Source organism: Albibacillus kandeliae, from assembly GCF_003116585.1.
GTDB lineage: Bacteria > Pseudomonadota > Alphaproteobacteria > Rhodobacterales > Rhodobacteraceae > Albibacillus > Albibacillus kandeliae.
Map to the genome: position 1 here is coordinate 40,204 of NZ_QEHM01000001.1, position 21,570 is coordinate 61,773.

Annotated in this window: 23 protein-coding genes; 10 read left to right on the top strand and 13 right to left on the bottom strand. The window is 65.8% G+C overall.

Annotated elements, in window-relative coordinates:
• The first annotated feature begins 81 nt into the window (after positions 1-81).
• Together DDT93_RS00190 and DDT93_RS00195 are read left to right on the top strand one after the other, a co-directional pair.
• The gene (locus DDT93_RS00190) at positions 82-954 is read left to right on the top strand and encodes a DMT family transporter (RefSeq protein ID WP_109463781.1); all 873 of its coding nucleotides are present in this window, start codon (positions 82-84) and stop codon (positions 952-954) included.
• A gap of 5 nt (positions 955-959) precedes the next feature.
• A complete protein-coding gene (locus tag DDT93_RS00195) occupies positions 960-1,847 on the top strand; it encodes a lysophospholipid acyltransferase family protein (RefSeq protein ID WP_109463782.1) in 888 nt (295 codons plus the stop codon).
• 1 nt (position 1,848) lies between these two features.
• Here the strand turns inward: DDT93_RS00195 and dddP are convergent, their stop codons facing one another.
• On the bottom strand, positions 1,849-3,216 hold the full coding sequence (gene dddP, locus DDT93_RS00200) for a dimethylsulfonioproprionate lyase DddP (protein WP_109463783.1): 1,368 nt from the start codon (positions 3,214-3,216) through the stop codon (positions 1,849-1,851).
• A 121-nt stretch (positions 3,217-3,337) separates the two neighbouring features.
• Between dddP and DDT93_RS00205 the strand changes: the two genes are divergently transcribed.
• A complete protein-coding gene (locus DDT93_RS00205; RefSeq protein ID WP_109464713.1) occupies positions 3,338-4,090 on the top strand; it encodes a heme-dependent oxidative N-demethylase family protein in 753 nt (250 codons plus the stop codon).
• Between the two features lie 73 nt (positions 4,091-4,163).
• Here the strand turns inward: DDT93_RS00205 and DDT93_RS00210 are convergent, their stop codons facing one another.
• The 4 genes from DDT93_RS00210 to DDT93_RS00225 all read right to left on the bottom strand — a co-directional run bounded on the left by DDT93_RS00210 (position 4,164) and on the right by DDT93_RS00225 (position 7,951).
• Complete coding sequence (locus tag DDT93_RS00210) at positions 4,164-5,015, bottom strand: hypothetical protein (RefSeq protein WP_109463784.1); 852 nt, start codon at positions 5,013-5,015, stop codon at positions 4,164-4,166.
• Positions 5,016-5,345: 330 nt separating this feature from the next.
• Entirely contained in the window at positions 5,346-6,437 is a 1,092-nt protein-coding gene (locus DDT93_RS00215; RefSeq protein WP_109463785.1) for a hypothetical protein, read from the bottom strand.
• 211 nt (positions 6,438-6,648) lie between these two features.
• A complete protein-coding gene (locus tag DDT93_RS00220) occupies positions 6,649-7,431 on the bottom strand; it encodes a Bax inhibitor-1/YccA family protein (protein ID WP_109463786.1) in 783 nt (260 codons plus the stop codon).
• A 199-nt stretch (positions 7,432-7,630) separates the two neighbouring features.
• Positions 7,631-7,951 carry a DUF1127 domain-containing protein gene (locus DDT93_RS00225; protein ID WP_232825331.1) on the bottom strand — a complete coding sequence of 107 codons (321 nt, stop codon included), beginning with the start codon at positions 7,949-7,951 and terminating at the stop codon, positions 7,631-7,633.
• A 14-nt stretch (positions 7,952-7,965) separates the two neighbouring features.
• On the opposite strand from DDT93_RS00225, the gene DDT93_RS00230 reads away from it, so the two are divergent.
• Positions 7,966-8,841, top strand: coding sequence for a LysR family transcriptional regulator (locus DDT93_RS00230; protein ID WP_109464714.1), 876 nt, complete (start codon positions 7,966-7,968; stop codon positions 8,839-8,841).
• A gap of 7 nt (positions 8,842-8,848) precedes the next feature.
• On the opposite strand, the gene DDT93_RS00235 is transcribed toward DDT93_RS00230, so the two are convergent.
• The 3 genes from DDT93_RS00235 to DDT93_RS00245 form a co-directional block, all read right to left on the bottom strand.
• A complete protein-coding gene (locus DDT93_RS00235) occupies positions 8,849-9,253 on the bottom strand; it encodes a PaaI family thioesterase (RefSeq protein WP_109463788.1) in 405 nt (134 codons plus the stop codon).
• A gap of 74 nt (positions 9,254-9,327) precedes the next feature.
• The gene (locus DDT93_RS00240) at positions 9,328-9,984 is read right to left on the bottom strand and encodes a hypothetical protein (RefSeq protein WP_109463789.1); all 657 of its coding nucleotides are present in this window, start codon (positions 9,982-9,984) and stop codon (positions 9,328-9,330) included.
• 294 nt (positions 9,985-10,278) lie between these two features.
• Complete coding sequence (locus tag DDT93_RS00245; protein ID WP_109463790.1) at positions 10,279-10,557, bottom strand: hypothetical protein; 279 nt, start codon at positions 10,555-10,557, stop codon at positions 10,279-10,281.
• A 135-nt stretch (positions 10,558-10,692) separates the two neighbouring features.
• On the opposite strand from DDT93_RS00245, the gene DDT93_RS00250 reads away from it, so the two are divergent.
• Together DDT93_RS00250 and DDT93_RS00255 are read left to right on the top strand one after the other, a co-directional pair.
• Complete coding sequence (locus DDT93_RS00250; RefSeq protein ID WP_109463791.1) at positions 10,693-11,469, top strand: methyltransferase domain-containing protein; 777 nt, start codon at positions 10,693-10,695, stop codon at positions 11,467-11,469.
• Positions 11,470-11,511: 42 nt separating this feature from the next.
• Complete coding sequence (locus tag DDT93_RS00255; protein ID WP_109463792.1) at positions 11,512-12,108, top strand: MOSC domain-containing protein; 597 nt, start codon at positions 11,512-11,514, stop codon at positions 12,106-12,108.
• A 6-nt stretch (positions 12,109-12,114) separates the two neighbouring features.
• On the opposite strand, the gene DDT93_RS00260 is transcribed toward DDT93_RS00255, so the two are convergent.
• Entirely contained in the window at positions 12,115-13,635 is a 1,521-nt protein-coding gene (locus DDT93_RS00260) for an MDR family MFS transporter (protein ID WP_232825332.1), read from the bottom strand.
• 195 nt (positions 13,636-13,830) lie between these two features.
• Here DDT93_RS00260 and DDT93_RS00265 point away from each other — a divergent pair, with 195 nt between their 5' ends.
• From DDT93_RS00265 to DDT93_RS00280, 4 genes are all read left to right on the top strand, one after another.
• Complete coding sequence (locus DDT93_RS00265) at positions 13,831-14,454, top strand: MarR family winged helix-turn-helix transcriptional regulator (protein ID WP_232825333.1); 624 nt, start codon at positions 13,831-13,833, stop codon at positions 14,452-14,454.
• An 80-nt stretch (positions 14,455-14,534) separates the two neighbouring features.
• Positions 14,535-16,958, top strand: coding sequence for a ligase-associated DNA damage response DEXH box helicase (locus DDT93_RS00270; protein ID WP_109463794.1), 2,424 nt, complete (start codon positions 14,535-14,537; stop codon positions 16,956-16,958).
• Between the two features lie 41 nt (positions 16,959-16,999).
• On the top strand, positions 17,000-17,662 hold the full coding sequence (gene pdeM, locus DDT93_RS00275) for a ligase-associated DNA damage response endonuclease PdeM (RefSeq protein ID WP_109463795.1): 663 nt from the start codon (positions 17,000-17,002) through the stop codon (positions 17,660-17,662).
• Positions 17,663-17,678: 16 nt separating this feature from the next.
• Positions 17,679-18,095, top strand: a complete 417-nt coding sequence (locus tag DDT93_RS00280; protein ID WP_109463796.1) for a PaaI family thioesterase — start codon at positions 17,679-17,681, stop codon at positions 18,093-18,095.
• A gap of 60 nt (positions 18,096-18,155) precedes the next feature.
• Here DDT93_RS00280 and DDT93_RS00285 read toward each other — a convergent pair whose 3' ends face one another.
• From DDT93_RS00285 to DDT93_RS00300, 4 genes are all read right to left on the bottom strand, one after another.
• Entirely contained in the window at positions 18,156-19,463 is a 1,308-nt protein-coding gene (locus DDT93_RS00285) for a P-loop NTPase family protein (RefSeq protein ID WP_109463797.1), read from the bottom strand.
• A 106-nt stretch (positions 19,464-19,569) separates the two neighbouring features.
• Positions 19,570-20,103, bottom strand: coding sequence for a prepilin peptidase (locus tag DDT93_RS00290; protein ID WP_232825334.1), 534 nt, complete (start codon positions 20,101-20,103; stop codon positions 19,570-19,572).
• 4 nt (positions 20,104-20,107) lie between these two features.
• Positions 20,108-20,956 (bottom strand): tetratricopeptide repeat protein, encoded by an 849-nt coding sequence (locus tag DDT93_RS00295; protein WP_109463798.1) that lies wholly within the window; start codon positions 20,954-20,956, stop codon positions 20,108-20,110.
• Between the two features lie 25 nt (positions 20,957-20,981).
• Complete coding sequence (locus DDT93_RS00300) at positions 20,982-21,536, bottom strand: tetratricopeptide repeat protein (RefSeq protein WP_232825335.1); 555 nt, start codon at positions 21,534-21,536, stop codon at positions 20,982-20,984.
• Positions 21,537-21,570: the final 34 nt, after the last annotated feature.

Here is a 21,570-nt window from a genome sequence, read left to right on the forward strand (position 1 = left end):
GGCGGGTTTTCGCCCCTATCAGACCGGCATGACAGTGAACGAGATGACGGTCGGCGGCCCGCGAACGACGGGCGGCGCGACATGACCCAGGCCGTTGTTCCGGCCCGCAATACCCGTGCGATCCTGATGATGATCGCCGCGATTTTCTGTTTCTCGGTCATGGACATGAGCGTGAAGGGCCTTGCCCCGAGGGTGGGGGTGCTGCCTGCACTCTGGGTTCGCTACGCGGGGCAGATGCTGCTGGTGCTGGTTCTTGTAGCGCCGCGCCTGCGCAGCGTCGCGCGGACCGAACACCTGGGCATGCAGCTGTTGCGCTCGGTGCTGATCATGATGGCGACGGCCTTTTTCTTTCTGGGTATCAGCCTGATCCCCCTGACCGATGCCTCGGCGCTGATGGCGACCAACCCCGTCCTGATCACGCTTGGCGCGGCGCTGTTCCTGGGGGAACGGCTGGGCCCGCGCCGGATTGCGGGCATCGCGGTTGCTGTGACCGGGGCGCTGGTGATCATCCGCCCGGGCAGCGACGTCTTCTCGCCCGCCGCGCTGCTGCCGCTGGCGGCGGCGGTCAGCTATTCGTCCTACGTGCTGCTGACCCGGCGTCTTGGGCCGGGCGAGGATGCCTGGACCTCGCTGTTCTACACCGGTGCCGTGGGGGCGGTGGTACTGACGCTGGTCATCCCCTTCGTCTGGCAGCGCCCGGATGCCATCGCGCTGGGCCTGATGGGCCTGATCGCGGTCTTTGGAACCGTTGGCCAGCTGGCGCTGATCCGCGCCTTCAGCGAGGGGGAGGCGGCGATGCTGGCGCCCTTCGCCTACCTCAATCTCGTCTTCGCCGGCTTCTGGGGCATGACCCTCTATGGCGAGGTGCCCGACCTGTGGACCGTCGCCGGTACCCTTGTGATCGCGGGGGCCGGTCTCTATGTCTGGTACCGCGAAACCTACCGAGTGACCTGACGCCCTTGCCCGCAGAACTCTCACAGCTCTCGACGCGCCAAAAGGCCGGGTACTACTGCTCGAACCTGCTGTTGCGCGGTCTGATCGGTGCGGCCCTGCTGGTGCCCTACAAGGCGCGGGTGCCGATGATGGGCTGGTTCGTCTCGCGCATCCTCGGGCCGCTGGCGGGCGGGCGGCGGCGCGTGCGCGCCAACCTCGCGATGGTGTGCCCGGAGATGCCGGAGGACGAGGTCGCGCGCATGTGCATCGCCGTGCCCGACAACGTGGGGCGCAGCCTGATCGAGCTTTACTCCGGTCAGCAGTTCATCGACCGGGTGAAGAACTCGCCGATCAGCGGACCGGGGCTGAAGGCGCTGGAAGAGGCCCGCGCGGCGGGCCGCCCGGTGATCCTGATGACCGGCCATTTCGGCAATTACGATGCCGCGCGCGCTGCGCTGGTGGGGCGGGGCTTCGAGATGGGCGCCCTCTACCGGCGCATGGCCAATCCCTATTTCAATGAGCATTACGTGCGGCGAATGAGTGCCATCGCCAAGCCGATGTTCGAACAGGGCCGCCGGGGCATGATCGAGATGGTCCGCCACCTCAAGGAGGGCGGGATCATCGCCATCGTGGGTGATCTGCACGTGCAGGGCGGCACGCCGATCGACTTTTTCGGCAAACCCGCGATCACCTCGACGGTGCCCGCCGAACTGGCGCTCAAGCAGAAGGCGGTGATGATCCCGGTCTACGCCGTGCGCCAGCCGAGCGGGCTGGACTTCGAGGTGGTGATGTTCGACCCGATCCCGCCGAGCGACCCGGTCACCATGACCCGCGCGGTGAACGAGGGTCTCGAGGCGCTGGTGCGCCAGCACATGGACCAGTGGTTCTGGGTCCACCGCCGCTGGAAGGCGTGACCTAGGCCGGAACGCTGCGCGCCGAGTGGTCCTGCCCCATCAGGGCCGCGTCGAAGGGGTAGGAGATCAGGTTCTCGTAGCCCGTCTCGGTGATCAGGACCTGCTCTTCCAGCTTGATGCTGAAGCTGCCGCCGACCTCGCCCACCGCCGCCTCGACACAGAGCACCATGCCTGGCTCCAGCGGGTAGTCGTAGGCCCCGGCGACCGCGTTGTCGGGATAGACCAGCAGGGGCCACTCGTCGCAGAGGCCGACGCCGTGCATGAAGCAGCCATATTTCTGGGCCTGGAACCGGTCGTCGAGCCGGTGACAGTTGGCGATGAGGTCGGGGATCATCGCGCCGGGCTTGAGCATTTCCATGTTGGTCATGATGTGCTCGTGGGCGTGGCGCATGGCATAGACCATGTCGGCAGGCGGCGCCGCGTCCCCGATCCACCAGCTGCGCGAGATGTCGACGCAGATGCCGTAGCTGCCGATCAGGTCGGTGTCGAAGCTGACGATCTCGTTCTGGTTCACGATGCGGGGGCCGCATTCCTGAAACCACGGGTTGGTGCGCGGCCCGGAGGCCAGCAGCCGGGTTTCGATCCATTCGCCGCCGCGCCGGATGTTCTCGGCATGGAGCACGGCCCAGATGTCATCCTCGGAGGTATTGCCCAGTGGGACGTTGGTGCGGGCATAGGCCTCCATCGCGGCGACGGCGGCCTCGCAGGAATGGATGGCACAGCGCATGGCGAGGATCTCGTCGGGGCCCTTCACGGCGCGGGCCTTTTCGGTCACTTCCTCGCCCTCGAAAATCTCGAACCCCTGCGCCTCGAGCGCGCGGAGCCCGTGCAGCATCAGCTTGTCGGCGGCGAGCCGCATGTTGCCGGGGGAATGTTCGGCCATCAGCACCCGCACCTCGTTCGAGAAGGCATCGGCGGCCACGTCCACCTTGTCGCCCCGGTCGAAGTAGAACAGGTCGGCGCCGGAGCGCTGTTCGCGCACCAGCGGGTTGAAGGTCGAAAGGAAGGGCGAGTTCTTGTAGTCCCAGAGCACCATGTAGCCGTCGGCGCAGAGCAGCAGGGCGCGGAACGGGTTATGCGCGTTCCAGAGCTGCATGTTGGTGCTGTCGGTGGCGTAGCGGATGTTCAGCGGGTCGGTCAGCAGCAGGCCGCCATAGCCCCGGTCCACGATGAAACGGGTGAGGCGTTTCCAGCGGTATTCGCGCATGGCGGGCAGGTTCGGCAGGGTCAGCCCGGCCTCGGCCCATTCGCCATAGGCCAGCCGGGTCGGGCCGATCTCGATGCGGTCGGCGTCGTTCGGCGTGCCGTCGCCCAGGGTTGCGCCTCGGGTCGGGTCGATCTTGCGGCTGTCGCGGTAGGGCTGTTGCATCCGTCTGGTCCTGCTGGTTTTTCACCATCTTGGGCAGGACGCTGCGGCACGGCAGGCCCGTTACCGACGCTTTCGTCGTTTTCCTGCCGACAGCTGCGCCGGGCCGTGCTAACCGATGGCCATGACGACGATCCTGCAATCCTCCATTCCCTACGATGTCTCCGACCTTCGCCGGCTGCCGGCGGTCCAGCCCCTCGACATGGCGGACTGGCTGATCGAGGACGATGCCTTTGCCGGGCAGATGGCCCTGCGCGACCAGTTGCTGGCCGAGCGCCGCGAAGCGGTGCTGGCGATGGACGAGAGCGTGCGCCCGGCGGCGGAAGAGCTGCTCGACATGGTTCTGGAGCGGGTCTACCCCGGTGCGGGGGCACGGGTCATCCGGCGCGATGGCGTCGAGGTCGAGATCGACCGGGATGCCCCGCTGCTGACGCTGGGGCGGCTGGTGCAGGAGGATTTCAACCTGCTGGACAAGGTCGGCGACGAACATGTCCTGAAGGGGTCGGTGCTGTGCTTTCCGGCGGGCTGGACGCTTGCCGAGAAGTTCATGAAACCGATGGTGCGCATTCACCAGCCCGTCGCGGTCTATGACGAGAATGTCGCCGCACGGGTGCAGCGGCTGTTCGACGGGGTACAGCCGGACCGACCGCTGTGGCGGTTCAATGCGCTGTGGTACACGCGGCCCGAACTGTTCCTGCCGCGATCCGAGACCGACAAGCGGCACAAGGTCAGTCCCGAGCTTGCCTCCTACCTGCGCAGTGAAAGGCAGTCGATCCTGCGCCTGCCAAAGACGCGCGTGGTGGTCTTTTCCATCCATACCTTCGTGATGGCGCGCGGGGCCGTGACCGGCTCGCCCGAGCTGTCGACGGTCGCCTGACCCTCTGACCGGAACGAGATCGCCCCGGCGAAGTTTTTCGCCGGGGCGCCACCTGTTGCCGGTAGGGAGGGAGTCAGAGCGGTAGGTGGTGTGCAACCTTTTCGAGGGCGCCGGAGCCGATCACCATCGAAACGAAGCCGGTGAGTGCCAGCACATGCGTGTTGAGCCGGAGATCCTCGCCCTTGATCAGGTTGACGGCGGCCATCGACACGGCGACGGGGCCGGAGAGGAAGGCGAGCATCCCGGTCATGCCCCAGATGGCGAGGCGCTGGACGTCGCTTTGCGTGTCCTCGTCATCCTCGTTGGCCGGAACCAGTTCCTGAAAGGCGTGCTGGCTGCGGAAGGCGGCGCGCAGCCCCTCGTGCCCCATCAGGCGGATGTTGCGCGGCTGCGCTGCGGCGCGCACCGGCGCCGGTGTCTCGTCGGGGTGCGACGGCGCCACGGCACCGGGCGAGATGTTCGAGAAGGCATCGAGGAACTGCTCGGTGGTGAGCAGCGTCAGCGGGTCGAGCCATTCGACCATGCTGACATCGAACTGCTCGGTCATGCGGTAGAGCATGACAACGAGAAGCAGCTCGGAGATGTCCGGATCGTCGCGCAACGGATCGGCCGGGGTCAGCTCGATGGTCACACGCCACTGCCGCTGCGGATCGCGCTTGGCGTTCGGTGCGGCGGCCGCAAAGCCGGGAAGGGTGATGCCGCGCTGGCCGTGGTCGCCGATCGCCATGCTCTGGGTCAGCGAGAGGTGCGCGCGGTAATGCGTTGCCGTCACCTGGGCATCGCGGATGCCCTGGCGGTGCTTGCGTTCGACCGGATGGCCGTAGTCTTCCATCGTCGAGGCGACGATCTTGATCAATCGCTCGATCACGCTGTCTTCGCGTCCGAGGACGATAAGACCGCCGTGATACGTGTTGTCCTGAGTCATGGTCCCACCCTTTGGTGCGTTCTGCCCGATGTGGATAAGTTTACTCAGAAAGATGGGTGAATCTTTGTCGGATTAGGGAAAGTTTGCGGCATTTAGGGACTGGCGTTGAATTGGAGAAATACTGGAAACAGCCTGTTTGCCTGTTTCTGACGGTAAATATGGCGATGATCTGTCCGTACTTTGGGTGAATTGTGGCATCGGCGGGGAACAGCCGGTGAATCCTGCCACAATCCTGTTCGATTCAGGACGGGCAAAACCGCCTGCTTCGCGGTGCTGAAACGGGTGTGAAAAGAGGGCCGGATGGCCCTGTCGCGGGGGCCGTTCCGATGCCTAGTCGGGCATCTCCACCCCGTCGATTCCGTTGGAAAAGGCGGATTCGATGACCTTCTGGGGGATGTTCAGCAGCGGCAGGCCGACCCAGAGGAACAGGCCGATCGCCACGAGGATCATCCAGGAGGGGAAGGCCCCGGAGCTGGTCGGTGCCGCGACGCGGGACGAGGCCGTCTCGGGGAACAGCCAGTCCTCTTCGGATTCGGTTGAATCGCTCGATCCCTGCGTCGCGCCATAGCCGGGATGGGCGAGGAAGATACGCTCTGGCACCGAGCTGCCGGTGGCCGGCGGGGCGGACCAGAACGAGGCGATGATCTGTTCGTGCGCGGTATCGTGACGGATGTAGAGGGTCAGCCCCGGCACTTCCGTCAGCCTGTCGCCATCCTCGAGCGTAAGCCGCCCCCTCATGTGTTCGTTGAGCAGGGTGTCGAGCAGGAGCAGCCGCATCGAGTTCGGCACGTCGGTGGGAATGCCTTCGAGGACCAGCGTCTTGCCGATCAGCAGGCGGGACTGGTGCGCGATCATCCCCGAACCCGACTGGCCGTAGGGCCCGGTGCGTTCGCCTACCGGGGCGGGGTGAACCAGCATGGCAGGGGCGAGGGCGGTGCCGAAGCCCGAGATATCCTCGGGCATCAGGAACCTGTCGGACGAGCAGACATGGGCCGCCTTGCAGGCCGCGGCGGCATGCACCAGCTTGATGAGGTTCTGCAACGCCTCGACCCGCACGGTGATGTCGACCGGGGTCGGGGGCGCGAAGGCGACCGGGGTGGGGCCGTCGCCAACCGAGATCTGCACATGGGCGCGGTTGTCGCGCAGCATGGTCGCGATGTCGGCGGGCTCGGCCATCGGGGCCGCGAGAGCGCGTTCGAACCCGGCCTCGCCCAGCGGACCCTCGTGCAGCGCGATGGAGGCGTGCAGGGTTTCGTTGCTGAACAGGGCAAAGCGGTCCGAAGACATCGGGCTGAGCGCGAGGGAGGGCATGCCGAGGCGGCGCAGGAGACCGTTCAGGGTCAGCAGAATGCGATCGAAATCCAGGCCCGGAAGAGAGGCGTAGATCAGGTTGGCCTGGGTCGTGACTTTTTGGTTCGACATCTCGCGCGGGGCCCGGAAATGGTAATAACGAAAGGGTTTTTGGCGTCGCGACAGGATGCCCCCGAAAGATGGCAAGCATGGGGCAAATCGGGGCGTCCCAGCAGAAAATATGCGACTGGCAGATATCTGCCGATGTCCCGCGCCTTGGCGTTTGGGCAAAAGAAAAGGGCGGGGAAAACCCCGCCCTCGTACCGTCCGTTCGGACCGGCTGTTACTCGCGGTTGCCCATGAGCTGCAGCAGGAACATGAACATGTTGATGAAGTCCAGGTACAGGTTCAGCGCACCCATGATCGCAGCCTTGCCCAGCCACTCGCTGTCGCCACCGTGGGCGTGTGCGAGGTAGGTGTTCTTGATGTTCTGCGTGTCATAGGCGGTCAGGCCGGCGAAGATCAGAACGCCCAGCACCGAAATCGCGTACATCATCATCGGCGACTGCAGGAACAGGTTGACCAGCGACGCCACGATCAGGCCGATGACGCCCATGATCAGGAAGCTGCCGAAGCCGGACAGGTCCTTCTTGGTGGTGTAGCCCACCAGCGACAGGCCCGCGAAGGCGATAGCGGTGATCAGGAAGACCTGAGCGATCGAGTAGCCGGTGAAGACCAGGAAGATCGAGCTGAGCGAGATGCCCATGACGGCGGCAAACGCGTAGAAGACGAGTTGCGCGGTCGCGGCCGACATGCGGTTGATCCCGGCGGAGAAGCCGAAGACGAAGAGCAGGGGGGCGAACATCACCACCCATTTCAGCGGCGAGGCGTAGAGAGCGTAGCCGAGACCGGTCAGGTACTCGTTCGCGCCGATCTGGTATTCGGTCGGCGTGGCGCTGACGGCAAGGCCGGACAGTGCCCATGCGGCGGCGAAGGTGATCAGCATGCCCACGGACATGGTGCCGTAGACTTTGTTCATGTGGGCGCGCAGCCCTGCGTCGATATCCGCACCGCGTACGCCAGCCGTTGTCCGGCCTGCTACGCGGGTCGTGTCAAATTGAGCCATTGGGGTCTCCCTTCCAGACAACGAGGGCCGGGGGCGGCTGCCACCCGGCGATCATCGCAAATATCGGGGGGGATTGTGGCCAAATCAAGAGCTTGCGTAACAAATAAACGCAGTTGTTATCGTTGAAAATTTTCAAACGAAACGCCCCGCAGATGCGGGGCGTTCAAAGTGGGCAGTCAATCATTGTGTTTGACCGCAATCAGTTACGCCAGCCGGTCGGTGCGTCCCAGAAGGCGCGGCGGGATTCGGCAAAGGCTTCGCCGCGGGTGATGCCGATGTCGTGCAGGGCGGCGGAGTCGAGCTTGCCGAGGGTCTGACGCTGGCGCCAAACGCCGTAAAAGTGGCTGAAAAGCGCGATGAGGGAGGCGCGGCGGACGGTCTTGCGGCCGCGTGCGATGGTATGGGCCATGATGGTTTCCTTTTTCAGGTCGTGATGTGTTGGGGGTCGTGAATCAATTTCCTTGATGTATATGGAGAGTTGTGGTTCATTTTGAAAACGAATGTTTTTGAAATCATACATCAAGGATCGTGATGATGCGGAATCTCGATGTGACCACCCTGCGCTCCTTTGTCGCCGTTGCGGATTACGGTGGTGTGACACGCGCTGCCGGATTCCTGCACCTGACCCAGTCCGCCGTATCCATGCAGCTGAAAAGGCTTGAGGAATTGCTCGGCGTGGACCTGCTGGACCGCTCTGGCCGGGGCATTGCGCTGACCGCCTCGGGCGAGCAGTTGCTGACCTACGCGCGCCGTATGGTTGCGCTGAACGACGAGGTGATCGGCCGCCTGACCGATCAGGCCTACGAGGGTGAAGTGGTGCTGGGCGTGCCGCACGACATCGTCTACCCGGCGATTCCCCGTGTGCTGCAGCAGTTCAACGCCGCTTTCCCGCGCTTCAAGGTGCAGCTTGTCTCGTCCAACACGCGGGCGCTGAAGGAGCAGTTCGCGCGCGGGGAATGCGACCTCATCCTTACTACCGAACCCGAGCGGATGCCCGGCTCGGAATGCCTCGCGGTGAAGAACCTCGTGTGGGTCGGCGCCATCGGCGGCTCGTCATGGCGCAAGAAGCCGCTGGACCTTGTCGTCGGCAGCCACTGCATCTTCCGGGGTCTGGTGCTCCGGGCGCTCGACAATGCCGGGGTCGAGTGGAACATCGCGGTGGATTCGGAATCGGACCGCACGCTGGAGGCTACGGTCTCGGCCGACCTCGGCGTGCAGGCGTTGCTGGAAGGCACCCAGCCGCCGCACCTCGAGGTGGTCGACCACGGGGGCACGCTGCCGACGCTGCCGCAGCACTACATCAACTTCTACGGCGGTGACACCGGAGGCGAGGTGCGCGAGACGCTGGGCCGTCTGCTGCGGCAGGCCTTTGACGAGAGCCATCGCGCGCGCCTCAAGGTCGCGGGCTGAGGGCGGTTCAGGCCGCGTAGAAGGTGGCGGTGGCCGTGGCGACGATCTTGCCGCTGTCCTCTTCGGTCATCTCGGCGCGGCAGAAGGCCAGCGAGCGACCCGAGCGTACCACCTCGGCCCGGCACAGGATCGCGCTGCCCCGGCCGGGGCGCATGAACTGGGTGTGCAGGTCGGTGGTGGCATAGAGGCGAAGCTCTCCGGCCTGGGCGATGGCGGCCAGAACCATGACAGTATCGGCGAGCGCCGCAAGGGCCTGCCCCGAGACGATCCCGCCGACGCGGGCGAGGTGCTCGCCCAGCGGCATGCGCACCAGCGCGTGCTCGGCGTCGATGGCCAGCACCTCGGGCTTGAGCGCGCGCACCCAGTCGGCAAAGTTGTCTTCCAGAATCTTGTGGGCCTCGTCCGGCGTCATTGCGTCCCCTCCTGTGGTCCGCCGCAAGCTAGCGGCGGTTTGGGAGTGTGTCGACGGGGCAGGGGCGGGTCACGCTATTTCGGCGCGGTGAGGGGGGCGGGCGTTGCCTCGATCACGTCTTCGCCGCTGCCATCCTCGATGGGGATCTCCTCGTCCGCGCTGGCGCTGGCGGCAATGGCTTCGGTCTCGTCGGGCACCGGCTCGGCCTCTGGCGCCGGTTGCGGCGCATGGGCGTTCTGGCAGTCGAGCACCGCCTGAAACGCGCTGCGCGAGCCCTTGAGCGTGAAGACCCCGAGCTTGGTGTCGCCGTAGGACCAGCTCATCCGCATCTCGCGCTGGAATTCCTCGATGAAGGTTTCGGCCTTGTTCATGGAGGCGTCGATGAGGATGTTCAGACCCGGCGAGTCATCCATGTGTACTCCGCGCATGTCGAGCGTCCAGGGCTCCTCGTCGCCGAACATGAGGGTGACCGGGTAGGTCACGTCGGGCTCGATCGATTCCCAGCGGTCGTCCAGGACGGTCAGGTCGAGGGCGGGCTTCTCCTCGCGGGTGTCGAACCCGATAAAGAAGTCGGTGTGATCGAAGCGTGCGTAGGCGAGGCAGCCCTCGGTGGCCGAGTAATAGCTGATGTCCCAGTTGCCGATGACGGACCAGCGCTCGGGTGCGGCGACCGAAGGGACCGCGAGACAGCAGAGCGCCAAACCGGCGGCGCAACGAAACAGAAAGGCCATGAACCCTCCGCACTACAGGAACCAGGCATCGACTATGTCCGATTATCGGTCTGGCGGAAAGGCCGGGGGGCGGGCTCAACCTCGGGCTGTGGTGCGGATTTTCGCTTTGATTTCTTGATTATGCATTAAATATCAATGTGTTGAATTTTGAGATGGCCCCCGGAGCAGCGGCGGACTGCCGCGCGGGATCTGATCAAATTTCGGAAACAATCGGCTGGGTTCGCCGGTCATCGTATGGCCAAACCGCACCAAGGCGCTCTCGCGCCTCTGCGGGAATGCTTTTCGATCAGGGGGTTAGCCCTCGCGCTGCGGCGTCCAGTTCTCACCCATCGCCACGATGCAGGAGGTGCCGTTGGCGTAGGTGACGATCAGCGTCCAATTGCCGGTGGGCCCGGTCCAGACCTCCATGATCTGCTCGGGATCGCGGATGCCGGTGGCGCTGCGATGCGCCTCGTACTGGCGCTGGAGTCGTTCATGCAGGGCGGGGGTGGGCTCGCATATGACTTCGGCGATGGGCGAGCGCGCCTGCGCCGCCACGCCGAGGAACGAGAGGATCAGGGCCATGCGGATCATGCTGCGAACGTAACAGATTCATGACGAAATGTATATACCTTTGCTATCGTTTGTAGGCGCATGGAGCTGCTTGTGGGCGGTTGGCGCAAATGGTATACTATCGCATACAATTAACCTTCTCAGAGGTAGGTGATCATGAGCGGAACCGATTGGAGCCCCGCGAGCTATGCCCGTTTCGGCGATCTGAGGCTGCGCCCGGCGCTGGACCTTCTGGCGCGAGTCGGTGATCTGCCACAAGGCGCGGTCTGCGATCTTGGCTGTGGCAACGGGCCGGTCGGCCCGGCGCTCGCCGCTCGCTTCGGCACCGAGCGTGTGCTGGGCGTCGACAATTCCCCCGCGATGCTGGAAGTGGCCCGCAAGACCGGGGCCTACGGCGCGCTGGAGGAGGCGGATATCGCCAGTTGGACGCCCGACGCGTCGCTTGCGCTGATCTACTCCAACGCGGCGCTGCAGTGGCTGGGGGATCACGAGTGCCTGCTGCCCCGTCTCGTCGGACTGCTTGCGCCCGGTGGCACGCTGGCGGTCCAGATGCCGCATCAGAACCCGGCGCCGTCGCATCGCCTGTGGCACGACCTTGCCGCTGATCTCTTTCCGGGCCGTTTCGACCCGGCGACCAGCCCGGGGATCCTCGCGGCCGAAGACTATGACCGCATCCTTGCGCCGCTGGGCACGCTTTCTCTCTGGGAAACCGAGTATTTCCAGCGGCTTCCTGCGGCGGAGCAGGGGCACCCGGTGCGGCACTTCACGATTTCCACCTTCGCCCGCCCGGTCCTTGCCGTTCTGGACGAGGCGGAGCAGGCGCAGATCATCGCCGCCTACGACGCGGCGGTCGCGGCGCATTATCCATGCGCGCCAGACGGCACCGCGCTGTTCCCGTTCCGGCGCCTGTTCTTTACGCTGGACATCGGCTGAGGCACGGGGTGGACTGCGGCCTATCCGGTGAAGGGGGCCCCAATGTCAGTCTATCGCAAAACCCAGTATCTCGCAGAGGTGACCTGGCTGGGTCATGTCCCGGCGTCGAAGGATTCGCTGAGGGCCGAGGCGGTCGAGACGCTCGACCTTGGCTTTGCCGGTGACCGGGGCGCGCGGCACGAGGGGGAGAACCGCCCCTCCTGTTCGCGGGTGACCATGCTCTACCCCAAGGGTACCGAGATCAGGAACGTGCGCCAACTGACCATCCTGTCGGCGGAAGAGATGGCGGATATCGCCGAGGGGGTGGGGCTCGACGTGCTGGACCCGCGCCTGCTCGGGGCGTCCATCGTGCTGAAGGGAATACCGGACTTTACCCATGTTCCGCCCTCGTCGCGCCTGCAGGCGCCGTCGGGGCTGACTCTGACCATCGACATGGAGAACCTGCCCTGCCATTTGCCCGCGCGCGAGATCGAGGCGGACGAGCCGGGGCACGGGAAGGCGTTCAAGTCCGCGGCCAACGGGCGGCGGGGGGTGACCGCATGGGTCGAGCGGCCGGGTGCACTGGCGCTTGGCGACAGGCTGGAGCTTTTCGTGCCGGCCCAGCGGGGCTGGGAACCGGAGCTCTCGCTCGACGTCTGAGGCGGGTTACTCCGCCGGGGCCTGAACCGGCTGCAGGGTGTCCGACAGCGGCCGCTCGATCATCAGCATGGCCACCGCGCTGGCGACGCAGGCCAGGACCGCCGAGGTCCAGAACACCGGGTGCAGGGCGTTGGAAATGCCGTCGACCACGGCCTGACGGGTCACGTCGTCCATCGCCGCGATCTGTTGGGCGCTGAGGCCGCGCGGATTGACGCCCGGCAGCACGTGGCCCAGATGCCGGCTGAGACCGGCGGCGAAGAGCGCCCCGAAGGCCGAGGTTCCGAGCGAGCCGCCGATCAGGCGGAACATGTTGGCGCTGGCGGTGCCGATCCCGACCATCGAGCGGGGCACGGCATTCTGGATCGCGGTCACGCCGACCCCCATCACCGGCCCGATGCCGAGGCCGGTCATCAGCATGAACAGCACGATCAGCGCGCCATGCGTGTCGGGGCCGATGGCGGCCATGCAGGCCATCGCGACGGCCAGCAGGAGGGTCGAGAACACGGGCAGGTACTTGTAGCGCCCGGTGCGCGACATGAACTGTCCCGAGAGGGTGGAGGCCGTGATCAGCCCGAGCATCATCGGGAAGACGAACATGCCGGAGGTGGCGGGCGAGACGCCTTTCACCACCTGCATGAAGAAGGGCACGAAGGTGATGGTCGAGAACATCGCCGTGCCGATGATGAAGCCGACCGAGTTCGAGACCACGAAGTTGTTGATGGTGAAGAGGCTCAGCGGCAGGATCGGTTCGACCGCGCGCCGTTCGGTCAGGATGAAGGCGACGAGCGCCAGCAGCGCGGCGCCGATCATGGCCAGCATGGTGGGGCTGGACCACGGCAGCATGCGCCCGCCGGTGCTGGCGACGAGGACCAGCAGTGCCAGCGTCAGGGCGAGGCAGAAGGCGCCCTGCACGTCGATGCTGGGCCGTCCGCGGGGCGGGGCCTTTTCAAGGATCACGGTCAGGATCCCGAGGACGATGGCGCCGATCGGCAGGTTCAGCAGGAAGATCCATGTCCAGTGGAAGTGCTGGACGATGAAGCCGCCGACCAGCGGCCCGATCACGGTCGAGACGCCGAAGACGGCGCCGAGCGCGCCCTGAAAGCGGCCACGCTGGCGGGGCGGCAGGACGTCGGCCACGGTTGCCATCGAGACGACGATGAGGCCGCCGCCGCCGATGCCCTGAACCGCGCGTCCGGCGACCAGCATCCAGATGTTGGGGGCGGCGGCGCAGATCAGCGATCCGAAAAGGAACACACCGATGCCCGATTGCAACACGATCTTGCGACCGAAAAGGTCACCCAGCTTGCCGAAAACCGGCGCTCCGACGGTGGCGGCGAGCAGGTAGGCGGTGATGACCCAGGTGATCTGGTCCAGCCCGCCAAGCTCTCCGACGATGGTGGGAAGGGCGGTGGTGACGACCGTCTGGCCAAGCGAGGCGAGGAAGAGAGTTACGGCCACAGCGCCATAAACAAGGCGGATTCGGGTCCAGTCGAGTGCGGGGGCGTCGGAATTGGCGTCCTGGGACAACGTAATATCCTTGGGTCAAATCGTGCCCGAGACTGCCCGGTCTTGGGCGCCGGGGGTCTCGGGCGTCGCTATGAGGGGAAGTCACTGTTGCGACACTCCTGATATCTGCCACGTACAGATGTATGTCAACTGCATGTATTGTGCTTTGCTCGCTTTTCCGTGATGATGGGCAAAATAGCGCTCTAGGAGTCCACGATGCCCAACCGAGACGTCGCGATGACCGAGTTCCTGTCGCATGCAGGAATCACGAGCGAGACCACTGCTGCTGCCCTCGATATCGACGGGGTGATCCAGCGATGGCGACGCAGGGTCATCAAGAGGGAGTTGGGCAGTCACGCGCTGCGCGCGCTGGAGCTGGACAGCGAGATCGACCTTGCCCAGCTCGACGTGCTGATCGCCATCTGGGCGCCGGCCAACGAGTTCGGCGAGGACCAGGGGCGCGAGACGATGATCGCCACGGTGGCCGAGCGGCTGGGGATCGACCCCTCGCGCGCGTCGCGGCTGGTCAGTGACCTGATCGGCAAGGGCCTTGCGCGGCGGGCGGTCAGCCAGCAGGACGCGCGGCGGACCATCGTGGAACTGACTGCGCGCGGTCATGCGATCGTGACGGCGGTGCGGCATTTCAAGTTCCTCGTGATGGGTGAATTCCTCTCGGGCTGGACGCAGGAGGAGATCGACACCTTCCTGCCGCTGTTCGAGCGGTTCAGCGCATGGGCCGACGAGGCCGGGGGCATCGGGCCGGAGCGCTTTCCGGAGCAGGTTGGTGAGATCGTCGAGAGCCTGCGCCTTGCGGGGGCGGAGAGCGAACGCTCGGCCTGAACGGGCGCACACCGCCGAATGTGAGGGACGCATCGTCGGGGATGTTCCCTTTTCGTTTCGCCTGACCTACATCTTGCATCATGGTCATGGTTCCCGAGGTCATCAGTCAGTGGTTTGCCGGGCGCGGGTGGGAGATTCATTCCCATCAGCGTGAAATGCTTGCGCGGGCGGAGGAACCGGCCACGCTGCTAATCGCGCCGACGGGCGGGGGCAAGACGATGGCGGGTTTCCTGCCGACCCTTGCGGAGCTTGCCCTTGATCCGAAGCCGGGCCTGCACACGCTCTACGTCTCGCCGCTGAAGGCGCTTGCCGCCGACATCAAGCGCAACCTCACCACGCCGGTCGAGGAGATGGGGCTGGCGCTGCGGATCGAGGACCGCACCGGCGATACCTCGGCGACCCAGAAGAAACGCCAGAGGGTCGATCCGCCGCATATCCTGCTGACCACGCCCGAGAGCCTTGCGCTGCTGACCTCTTACGAGGATGCGCCGCGCATCTTTGCCGGGCTGAAGCGGGTGGTGGTGGACGAGATCCACGCGCTGGCCGAGAGCAAGCGGGGGGACCAGCTGTTCCTTGCGCTCGCGCGGCTGCAGCGGCTCTGCCCGGATTTGCGGCGCGTCGGACTGTCGGCCACGGTCGAAGACCCGCCCGCCATCGCGCGACTGCTGGCGCGTCACCCGGACCGCTGCGAGATCGTCGAGGCCGATCCGGGACCGGCCCCGGATATCTCGATGCTGGTGACGGAGGAGCGACCGCCCTGGGCCGGGGGCGGGGCGGCCTATTCGATTCCGGCTGTGCTCGAGCAGGTGCGGCGGCACAAAACCACGCTGATCTTTCACAACACCCGGGCGCAGGCCGAGATCTTCTTTCACAACCTGTGGCTCGCCAACGACGAGGGGCTGCCCATCGGCATTCACCACGGCAGCCTCGACCGCGCCCAGCGGCAGCGCGTGGAGGCCGCGATGGTGCGGGGCGAGCTGCGCGCCATCGTCTGCACCGGGACGCTGGACCTCGGGATCGACTGGGGCGATGTGGACCTGATCATCCAGATCGGGGCGCCCAAGAACGTGAAGCGGCTGGTGCAGCGGATCGGCCGGGCCAATCACCGTTACAATGCGCCGTCCAAGGCGATCCTGGTGCCGGCCAACCGCTTTGAAGTGGTGGAGTGCGTAGCCGCGCTGGAAGCGGTGCAGGCCGGGGCGCTGGACGGGGACCCGAGGGGGCCCGGTCCGCGCGACGTGCTGTGCCAGCAGATCCTGATCACCGCCTGCTCGGGGCCGTTCGATGCCGACGCGCTCTATGCCGAGGTGATCACCTCGGGGCCTTTCGCCTCGCTCACCCGGCCCGAGTTCGATGCCTGCCTCGATTTCTGTGCCACGGGTGGCTACGCGCTTGCCGCCTACGACCGCTGGCAACGGCTGTTGCAGCGTCCCGACGGCCTGTGGCAGCTGCGCGACCCGCGCGCGGCGGCACGCATTCGCATGAATATCGGCACGATTCAGGATACCGACACGCTGAAGGTGCGCCTGCGCCGCAACCGGGGCGGCAAGCCGCTGGGAGAGATCGAGGAGGGGTTTGCCGCCTCGCTGACGCCCGGAGATACCTTTCTGATCGGCGGGCAGGTCGTGCGCTACGAGGGGCTGTGGGAGATGACCGTGGAGGTCACCCGGCGCGCCGACAAGAAGCCCAAGATCGCCACCTTCATGGGCACGAAGTTCGCCACATCGACCCAGCTCTCGGCGCGCATCCTCGACATGTTCGCGCAGGAGCGCTGGCCGCAACTGCCCGCGCATACCGCCGAATGGCTGGCCCTGCAGCGCGAGGTGTCGCGCCTCCCCGAGCGGGGGAGGCTGCTGATCGAGAGCTTTCCCCATGATGGGCGCGAACACGTCTGCGTCTATGGCTTCGCCGGGCGCAACGCCCAGCAGACGCTGGGCCTGCTGCTGACCAAGCGGATGGAGGAGATGGGACTTGCCCCGATGGGGTTCGTGGCCACCGACTACGCTACGCTGATCTGGGGTCTCGATGCGCTGACCGACCCGGCGCCGCTGTTCGACCGAGCGGCGCTGCGGGACGGGCTGGAGACATGGCTTGCCGGTAACGCGGTGATGAAGCGCACCTTCAAGGCCAGTGCCACCATCGCCGGACTGATCGAGCGCAATACGGGCGGGCAGAAGAAGAGCGGGCGGCAGGCGACCTTTTCCTCGGACATCCTCTACGACACGTTGCTTAAGTACGACCCTGACCACCTGATGATGCAGATCACCCGCGAGGAGGCGCGGCGGGGTCTCGTCGATTTCGGGCGGATCGAGGAGATGCTGGACCGGGTCGGCCACCGGGTCGATCACCTGCGTCTGGAGCGCATCACGCCGCTGGCCGCGCCGCTGTTGCTGGAGATCGGCAAGGTGCCGGTGGCGGGGGCTGCGGATGAGCGTCTGCTGGCAGAGGAAGCCGCGCGTCTGCTGGATACCGCGGGGATCGTGGATCTGGCGCCGGGGGGCTGAAAACTCTTGCAAAACACCGCGCGCTCGGCAACGAACACAGCATGAACACCTGTCAGATCACCCTCGCCGGGGCCGAGCTGCTGGCCCTCGGGTCCGGCGCGCTCTGGTGGCCGGATAAGTCGCTGCTCTGCGTATCGGACCTGCATTTCGGCAAGTCGGAACGCATCGCCCGGCGGGGCGGCGCGGTGCTGCCACCCTATGACACCCGCGATACGCTGAACCGGCTGGCCGCCGACCTGCTGGCCACCGGCGCCAAGACGGTGGTCTGCCTTGGCGACAGTTTCGACGATCTCGACGCCGCCGCCGGGCTGGCCGAGGAGGAGCGGCTGTGGCTGGTGCGCCTGCAGGCCGGGCGCCGCTGGGTCTGGATCGAGGGCAACCACGATCCTGGTCCGGTCGCCCTTGGGGGGACGCATCTGGCCGAGCTGCCGCTGCCGCCCGTGACCTTCCGCCATATCGCGCGGCCCGGGGCCAGCGGCGAGATTTCGGGGCATTATCACCCCAAGGCGCAGGTGAAAACGCGGGCGCGGACGATTTCGCGGCCGGCGTTCCTGGTCGACAAGGACCGGATCGTCATGCCGGCCTATGGCACCTACACCGGCGGGCTGCGCAGCCACGACGCGGTGCTGACGACGCTGATGCGGCGCGAGGCGCTTGCGATCCTGACGGGGCCGCAGCCGCAGGCCGTGCCGATGCCGCGCTGAAACGGGGGAGAGGGATATGGACGAGAACCTGAAGGCGCGGATCGAGGAAAGCTTTGCCGCGCAGACGATGATGCAGACGCTGGGGGCCGAGGTCGCCTCGGTCACGCCGGGCGAGGTGCAGATCACCGCGCCGATCCTGCCGATCGCCCGGCAGCAGCAGGGGTTCGGCCATGCGGCGCTGACCTTTGCGCTAGGGGATACGGCTGCGGGCTATGCCGCGCTGACGATGATGGAGCCGGGGCGCGACGTTCTGACGGCCGAGATCAAGATCAACCTCATGAACCCGGCGCGCGGTGCGCTGCTGCGGGCGACGGGAAGGGTGATCAAGCCCGGCCGCCGGCTGGTGGTGGTCAGCGCCGAGGTTCATGCCGAGGACGAGAACGGGGCCGAGACGCTGGTGGCGCTGTTGCAGGGGACGATGGTGCCGGTCTGAGGGACGCACACGAAGAGGCGCGCCCCGCAAGGAGGCGCGCCACTATCGCTGTCGGTGCCGTTATTTGACGATCAGCTCGTCCTTGACGAACATGTTGGCCCAGGCCCGGTCGATCAGGTCGGGGCTCATCTGGTAGGGCAGGCCCTCGAACTCGCAGATGGCGATCATCTGGTCGATCAGGAAGACCGGCTGATAGTTGGCATAGACGTTGCCGATGGTCGGGTACTTTTCCTTCAGCAGGTGCACCAGCGCGCGTTCGTCCAGCGGCATCCCCTTCTTGCGCGCGACCAGCGCGAAGATCTTGAGGAAGTCCTCCTGGCTCGGCCCGTCGATCTTGATCTTGAAGAAGATCCGGCGCAGTGCGGCCTGGTCGAAGATCTCGTTCGGGTGGAAGTTGGTCGAGAAGATGACCAGCGTGTCGAAGGGCACCTCGAACTTCTCGCCCGACTGCAGGCCGAGGATGTCCTTGCCCTCTTCCAGCGGCACGATCCAGCGGTTGATCAGGGCCTGCGGCGGTTCTTCCTGACGGCCAAGGTCGTCGACGATGAAGATGCCGCCGGTCGACTTGAGCTGCAGAGGTGCCTGGTAGGTCCGCGCGGTGGGGTTGTAGACGAGGTCGAGCATCTTGAGCGAGAGCTCGCCCCCGGTGACCACGGTGGGCCGCTCACAGCAGACATAGCGGCTGTCGAACCGCTTGGCCCGGCGCAGCGAGGTCATGTCCTCGCGGACCTCCTCGACGGCGGTGTGAACGATGGGGTCGTAGACGGTGATCACCTGGCCCGAATACTCGATGGCGCGCGGCACGTAGATCCGGTCGCCGAGCGCGTCGCGGATGCCGTTCGAGATTGACGACTTACCGTTGCCCGGGGGGCCGTACATCAGGATCGAACGGCCGGCGCTGACGGCGGGGCCGAGGTGGTTCAGAAGGGTGGGCGGCAGCACGAGGTGGCCCATGGCGCGGGTCAGCTGCTCGCGCGTGATCTGGATGTTGCGGATCGACTGGCGTTCGACCTGCTCGGAGTAGACCTCGAGCGGCACCGGCATGGCGCCGAAGTATTCGGACTGGCTGAGCGCATCGAGCGCACGGGCCTTGCCCGCGTCGGTCAGCTGATAGCCCATCTCGTTGCCGGAGTTGGCGTTCAGCGTGCCCATCGCCTCCAGCAGGCGCTGTTCGCGCGCCATGTCGATCAACTCCTGTGTCACGGGAATCGGCAGGCAGATGGCGTCAGCGGTCTCGCTCGCCGTGGTGGTGTTCTTGCGGAACATGGTCTTCAGCAGGATATCCCGCATCATGACTGTGGGCAGGCGCATTTCCTGCAGGTTGCGCGGCGGCGGGGGCGCCAATACGCCGCTGGCTGCAATGTTCATGGGGCTCTCCGGCTTCCTTGCGTCGCAAGGGCCTTCCTGCTGTGTCTTGATGGTTTTTTTATGGCCGGGGGAGGATTTTTGCCGCCCGTTTCCGGGGAGGCGGGGGCTACCTGCCGTAGATCGCGCCAAGGATCAGGTAGAGGCCGAGCGTGCCGCCCAGCGAGAAGCCCATCGGGAACTTCCAGCCCATGTGCCAGCTTTTCCAGCCCGGCGCGATGCGGCGCAGCGGGGTGTACTTGACGAGGCGGTGGGTGGCGAAGGCGGCGAGCAGGTTGGCGGCAAAGAGCGCCAGCAACAGCCGCAGGTCGCTGCCCGCCACGAAGGGCGCGGCGGCGGCGAGGAACTTGGCATCGCCCGCGCCCATCGCGCCACCGGCGCTCAGCAGGAACCCCAGTGCCAGCACGGCGACCATCTGGCCGATGCGCCAGCCGTAGACGGGCAGGGGCAGGACGAAGAGGCCAACCACGACAAAGACCGCCGCGAGCAGGATCACGGAGGGGTTGGTGATGCGCATTTCGCGCAGGTCGGTGAAGCAGACGTAGAGGCAGATCGGGAGGCAGAACGGCAGAAACCACCGTGCCGAAAGCACGGTGATATGCATCAGGCCCTGATGGCCCGAGAGCTCCTCGAAGGCGCCCATCGGGTCAGGCGTTTTCCAGAGCCTGCAGGGCCCTCACGGCCTCGTCGAAGTGCTGCGGGTTGGTGTCGATGGCTTCGCGCAGAAGCTGCTTGCCGGTTTCCACGTCGCCCTGCTTGATCGCCGAGAGGGCGAGCGTATGCAGCAGGTGCGCGCGCTCGTTCTGGTCCATCGGGATCACCGGGATGGTGTAGTTTCGCTGGGCGCCACGGGCCAGAACGAGGTTGTTCTTGGCGGTGTAAAGCGTCGGATCCTGCCGGACCGCGTCGCTGAACAGGCGTTCCGCGTCGGCATAGGCGCCGCGGGTCAGCTTGGAGTAGCCCCAGTTGTTCATGACACCGGCGGGCTGGGTGGTGAGCCCCACGGCGGTCTCGTAGAAGCTGTCGGCGGCCTTCCAGTTCTTGTTGGCGTCGGCGACCATGGCTTCGAGCTTGTAGCGCTTGAAGGTCTCGTAGGTGGGCGGAACGCTGTCGAGCGTCGCCTCGGCATCCTTCCAGTCGCCGTTGCGGATCAGCGCATCGGCGTAGTCGACCTTGTCGGCGTCGGTGACGCCGTTCATGCCGACCACCTTTTTCCACGCGATCGCGGCCTCGGTGTTGCGCTTGGCGCGCACCAGAGACACGGCAAGGCCGCGCTGGAGGTCGATACGGTCGGGGGATTCCTTGGTCGAGCGGGCGAAGTAGTTCACCGCCTCGTTGGGATCGGCCACCGTCAGCATCACCTCGTTGAGGTTGTTGGCGTCGACGACGTTGACCTCCTGAAAGGCCTTTTCGACTGTTTCCTTGCCATCCTCGGCGCAGCCGGACAGCACAAATGAACCCGCAACGATTGCTGGAATCAGGAAAATCTGGCGCATTTTTGCGTCCCTTGCTGCTCTTGCCTCAATACTGGCTTTTCTTCAGCAGGTAGTCTCCGCTCCCGCGCTGAACCAGTTTATAGTATGCCTCTTCGGGCTCAGTATTAGCAGGATTTTCAATTTTTGCGAGCGCTAAGCGCAAATTGTCACGGATTGAGTCACTTTGGCCATTGTCCAGCGCGTAGGCCTTGTGAAAGAGCTGCCGCGCTTCGAGCACCTTGCCCTGTTCCATCAGCACAACGCCGAGGTTGTTGAGCGGCGCGGGCCAGTCGGGGGCGTCCTCGACCGCGCGGCGCAGCAGTTTCTCGGCCTGACCGAGGCGGCCCAGACCGAGATTGGCGGTCCCCATACCACTCAGGATCTCGGGCGTCATGCCTTCCTTGAGCGCGGCGCGGGTGAAGGCGTCCATCGCCAAGTCGTACTCGCCCGCCTGCATCAGGCGGTTGCCGACCTCCACGCCGCTGACGGTCTCTCCGCGCGGGTCGACGCCGGGCGCAAAGGGCCCCCTGTCGCCCACGTCGATACGGTCCGGCACACAGGCAGAGGCCGCCGTCAGGACGGCGGCCAGCAGCGAGGCCAAGGCCAGAGGGTGCAGGTGCACACCCGATGTTTGC